At 53.8% G+C, this 923-nt stretch carries 9 tRNA genes and 1 rRNA gene; all 10 read right to left on the bottom strand.

What is annotated here, in order from left to right:
• Window position 1: 1 nt before the first annotated feature.
• Window positions 2-77 (bottom strand) — tRNA-Ala (locus tag AB9R92_RS00050).
• Window positions 78-83: 6 nt separating this feature from the next.
• A tRNA-Pro gene (locus AB9R92_RS00045) sits at window positions 84-160 on the bottom strand.
• A 25-nt stretch (window positions 161-185) separates the two neighbouring features.
• Window positions 186-262: transfer RNA gene (locus AB9R92_RS00040), tRNA-Arg, on the bottom strand.
• A 25-nt stretch (window positions 263-287) separates the two neighbouring features.
• Window positions 288-376: transfer RNA gene (locus tag AB9R92_RS00035), tRNA-Leu, on the bottom strand.
• Window positions 377-399: 23 nt separating this feature from the next.
• Window positions 400-474 (bottom strand) — tRNA-Gly (locus AB9R92_RS00030).
• 1 nt (window position 475) lies between these two features.
• Window positions 476-560, bottom strand: a tRNA-Leu gene (locus tag AB9R92_RS00025).
• 21 nt (window positions 561-581) lie between these two features.
• Window positions 582-657, bottom strand: a tRNA-Lys gene (locus tag AB9R92_RS00020).
• 9 nt (window positions 658-666) lie between these two features.
• A tRNA-Thr gene (locus AB9R92_RS00015) sits at window positions 667-742 on the bottom strand.
• Window positions 743-754: 12 nt separating this feature from the next.
• Window positions 755-830: transfer RNA gene (locus AB9R92_RS00010), tRNA-Val, on the bottom strand.
• An 8-nt stretch (window positions 831-838) separates the two neighbouring features.
• A 5S ribosomal RNA gene (gene rrf / locus AB9R92_RS00005) occupies window positions 839-923 on the bottom strand; the annotation flags it as partial.

The following is a 923-nucleotide window of genomic DNA, read 5'->3' as shown; positions in this document are numbered from 1 at the left end:
TTGGTGGAGCCTAGCGGGATCGAACCGCTGACCTCCTGCGTGCAAGGCAGGCGCTCTCCCAGCTGAGCTAAGGCCCCATAAAGTGGTCGGGAAGACAGGATTCGAACCTGCGACCCCTTGGTCCCAAACCAAGTGCTCTACCAAGCTGAGCTACTTCCCGACTAAATAGGATGATGACAAAAATATGGCGCGCCCGAGAGGACTCGAACCTCTAACCGCTTGATTCGTAGTCAAGTACTCTATCCAATTGAGCTACGGGCGCAGAATATAAAATTTTATAAAACAGTTGGTGCCGAGGACCGGAATCGAACCGGTACGGTAGTCACCTACCGCAGGATTTTAAGTCCTGTGCGTCTGCCAGTTCCGCCACCCCGGCGGGGCATTGGACAGATAAAAAATTGGAGCGGAAGACGGGGGTCGAACCCGCGACCTCCACCTTGGCAAGGTGGCGTTCTACCACTGAACTACTTCCGCTTGGTGCGGGTGAAGGGAGTCGAACCCCCACGCCCGAAGGCGCTAGATCCTAAGTCTAGTGCGTCTGCCAGTTCCGCCACACCCGCGTGGCAATGATGAAATTAAAATGGTGAGCCATGAAGGATTCGAACCTTCGACCCTCTGATTAAAAGTCAGATGCTCTACCAACTGAGCTAATGGCTCAAACATGAGTGGTGCCGGAGAAAGGACTTGAACCCTCAACCTACTGATTACAAGTCAGTTGCTCTACCAGTTGAGCTACTCCGGCATGGAGAAAAAATGGTGGAGGATGACGGGATCGAACCGCCGACCCTCTGCTTGTAAGGCAGATGCTCTCCCAGCTGAGCTAATCCTCCGTATGTATGCCCAGCGACGTCCTACTCTCACAGGGGGAAACCCCCAACTACCATCGGCGCAAAAGAGCTTAACTTCCGTGTTCGGGATGGGAA

The organism is Planococcus sp. SSTMD024, assembly GCF_041320495.1.
Taxonomy (GTDB): domain Bacteria; phylum Bacillota; class Bacilli; order Bacillales_A; family Planococcaceae; genus Planococcus.
The sequence above is the reverse complement of the archived record's forward strand: the minus strand, read 5'-3'. Positions and strand labels throughout refer to the sequence as shown.